Annotated in this window: 4 protein-coding genes; all 4 read right to left on the reverse strand. The window is 41.1% G+C overall.

What is annotated here, in order from left to right:
- Positions 1–164: 164 nt before the first annotated feature.
- The 4 genes from R2K26_RS15365 to R2K26_RS15380 are packed head-to-tail and all read right to left on the reverse strand — an operon-like array spanning position 165 to position 3,230.
- Positions 165–1,061 (reverse strand): DUF5655 domain-containing protein, encoded by an 897-nt coding sequence (locus tag R2K26_RS15365; RefSeq protein WP_316523427.1) that lies wholly within the window; start codon positions 1,059–1,061, stop codon positions 165–167.
- A 30-nt stretch (positions 1,062–1,091) separates the two neighbouring features.
- Complete coding sequence (locus R2K26_RS15370) at positions 1,092–1,346, reverse strand: winged helix-turn-helix transcriptional regulator (protein ID WP_316523428.1); 255 nt, start codon at positions 1,344–1,346, stop codon at positions 1,092–1,094.
- A complete protein-coding gene (gene fic, locus R2K26_RS15375; protein WP_316523433.1) occupies positions 1,309–1,914 on the reverse strand; it encodes a protein adenylyltransferase Fic in 606 nt (201 codons plus the stop codon). Before fic ends, R2K26_RS15370 begins: the two co-directional genes overlap by 38 nt.
- A gap of 11 nt (positions 1,915–1,925) precedes the next feature.
- Positions 1,926–3,230: an ATP-binding protein gene (locus tag R2K26_RS15380; protein ID WP_316523430.1), complete on the reverse strand. Its 1,305-nt coding sequence runs from the start codon at positions 3,228–3,230 to the stop codon at positions 1,926–1,928.
- Positions 3,231–3,319 lie beyond the last annotated feature (89 nt).

The raw sequence follows: 3,319 nt of genomic DNA on the forward strand, positions 1-3,319 counted from the left end.
CTTTGTCCGTACCTGCGCCAACTCATCACTAAGCGCAGACATTGTCATCTGTTTATCCATGGTCTTATTATATCACTTCTGGCAGTATCGCGCCTACTTTTCTGTGCGGTATTGCCCTAGCAATTCGTTCGACTTTGATTTCATAAATTGGCTCCTTGTAAACTTTAATTCTCGTTATATGCTCTGTCAATCAGCGGTTTAGCTTTTTCAAAGTCTGCAGCGTTTTGCAAATGCAACTCCACAGCACCGCAACCCCAATGACCAATGTTAGTTACATCTCTTGAAAATCCCGGTTCAAAGGTTACTGAAGTAATATCAATAGGGAGATTCAAAATCAATTTTTTCTTAAGTGCAACTACAGTTACAATGTTGCGGATTTTCTTGAAAGCGGCATAAAGCTTCAAATGATTCTCTGAAATATCATCGCCAAGGCTAAGTATGTAGTTTGTTAGATCTTGATATAAAGTTTTTACAGATTCATCGGCTGCCTTTAATTGTTCGTCAAATGTTTTTCCGGTGGATTTGGTCTTGGTGGTTTGAGTATCGGTATCAGGAATAGCTGTTGCAACATTTTCATTGATGTGTTCAAACATTAGCAAATCGCTACCGAATTTCTTATATCTAATCAAACTGACGTTTCTATTCATTTGCTTAATTGCAGATTCATCATACTTGGTGAAGTCACCTGCAATACACACTACACGAGGCATTGTCCAGTCAATCTTGTCTGCTTCTTTAAGTCCAAGTTTCTCAATCACCAAAACTTTAAAACTGTCTTTGTGGTCTAAAAGCCAGTTGAGATAAAATAAGCCTTGATTGATAACATTTTCTTTCATAGAACGTTTATATTCAAAGATAACAGGGCAATGGTTTTCATCAATGCCGATGCTATCCATTCGCCCGCCATCGGTAGTTTTGTATTCTGAAGCAAGAAAAGTTACGCCGAAAAAGGTTTCCATATTGTTTTCAATAACAGTTTGCAGTTCTTTTTCAAGTGTTACATTGCCACTTTGGTATTCTTTTACCTTGCCATTTATATTAAAAAGTTTTATATCAGCCATCGTAGTTACCTCGCATTCTTTGTAGTTTGTTTAAATCAAAATTTTCCATTTGCCGTCAACTCTACGAATGTATTGCTTCGGTTTCAGAGAGTCTATGATGCGCTTTATGCTTCTGACGGACTTTCCTGTTTGTTCTACAAGCTCGGCCTGCTTAACAGATGGGTTCTTTTTTATTAAATCCAACACGTCAAGTACTTCCAAAGTGCCAATTTGGGACTTTGGGACTGTATAGTGGCACTTTGGAGTTTTACAATTCCTCCGTTTTAAAGGCTGTAAATCCTTCATAGTAATAACTTTGGTCGATGCCTTTCATATAGACCTCACGGCCGTTGATTTCGTCCGTAAGCGCACCTTTCAGCAACACTTTGATTTCCACATCTTTAATCGGACTGCGCTCCATTGCGAGCAGATAATCTTCCTTATCAACCTTGCTCCAGTCAACCACTTTGCCGATTTCATTTTTCAAGATATGGTCAAGCCAAATGCGGGTGCTGCGACCGTTACCCTCTCGGAACGGGTGGGCGATGTTCATCTCAACATACTCTTCAACTATCTCGTCAAAGTTCGACTGCGGCATTTTGTCGATGTTATCAAGAGCCGCTTGCAAGTACATTAAAGGCGCAAAACGGAAATTGCTTTTTGCAAGATTGACTGTGCGGATTTCGCCGGCAAAACCAAAAACATCTTCGAACATATACTTGTGGATTGCCTGTAATGTGTCGAATTTGCCTGCCGGAATAGAATCAAGAAGTTTATTATCAAATAATTGTGCGGCTTTCTTTTTGCTGATTCGTTCTTCTTCATAGGCAAGTTCGGCTGAATCGGTAATGTTCATTCTGTTCTCTAATATCATTTTAATTGTCATTATGATTCGACCGTGATATTTTCTATTGCGTACAGCGGCAGATTCAAAAGCCAATCTTCCTTCTTATAATCAGCCATTGAAGTACGAACAGACAATTCAGGTTCAAACCTCTCTCGATAGGTTTTGAGACTCTTTGCTCTCAGGTTTGTTTCGGCTTTTACTTCAATAGGAACAATCTGTTCACCGGTATCAACGACAAAATCAATTTCGCAAGAGCCTCTGTCATTGGTGTAATAGTAAACGCCTAAATCTTCAATCGTTTTTAATTGCTGGCAAACATATTGTTCGGTCAAAGCTCCTTTAAATTCAACGAAAAGGTCATCACCGTCAAGCAGTGTACGCTGACGAAGACCTGTCATACATCCGAGGAGTCCCACATCGACTATGAAAAGTTTGAATGCTTTCAAATCCTCATAAGCTTTCAACGGAATGCCTGCCGCATTCACACGACTGACCTTGTGCACAAGTCCGCAATCGGAAAGCCACATAATCGCAGTTTCATATTCTCTTGCTCTGCCGCCTTCACGGACAAGACCATAAATAAACTTCTTATTTTCTCTTGCGAGCTGCGACGGAATACTGTTCCAAAGCATACGGATTTTCGGGACAATCTCGTTCGGTGCGTGTTTTGAGAAGTCTTGTTCGTATGCCGCAAGGATTCTTTTCTGAATCGCACGAACCTCATTGAAATCTTTACTTTCGGCAAAACTTTGAACTGCTTCCGGCATACCGCCGACAAAATAGTAGTGTTTCAATGCGTCAATATATGTTTGCTTAAAGCTTGTGATCATTTCATAATCCTGCTTTTTCAAAAGCTCTGCAAAGCGTTCGTTGCCGGTTGCCATTAAAAACTCACCGAAAGAGAGAGGATAGAGCTTTAAGAAATCGACCTTGCCGACAGGGAATGAGGTGCCCTGATGTAAAGCAATTCCCAAAAGAGAACCAGCGCATACAATGTGATACTGCGGGGCGTTCTCATAAAAATATTTAAGAGAAGCAAGTGCTCTCGGAACTTCTTGAACCTCGTCAAAAATCAGCAGGGTGTTTTCAGGATTGATTTTGTGTCCGGCATACAATTCCAGTCCCATAATCAGGCGGTCTGTATCCAAGTCTGCTGAAAACAAATCCGCCATTCTTGAATTGGAGTCAAAGTTAATATATACAGTATCCGCATAAGCTTGTTTACCAAACTCCTTCATCAGCCAAGTCTTGCCGACCTGTCTTGCACCTTCAATAATCAATGGCTTGCGGCGCTTACTGTTTTTCCATTTATATAAGGCAGCACCGCACAATTGCTGAGGCAAGCGCTGTCGAATCACCCATCAGGCAGGAAACCATAGGCTTCCCGGCGCATTTCTTCGCGAGAGCGCACAACTTCAAGCCGCCAGGCAGG

The sequence above is a fragment of the Neglectibacter sp. CSJ-5 genome, assembly GCF_032490475.1.
Lineage (GTDB): Bacteria > Bacillota > Clostridia > Oscillospirales > Acutalibacteraceae > Hominenteromicrobium > Hominenteromicrobium mulieris.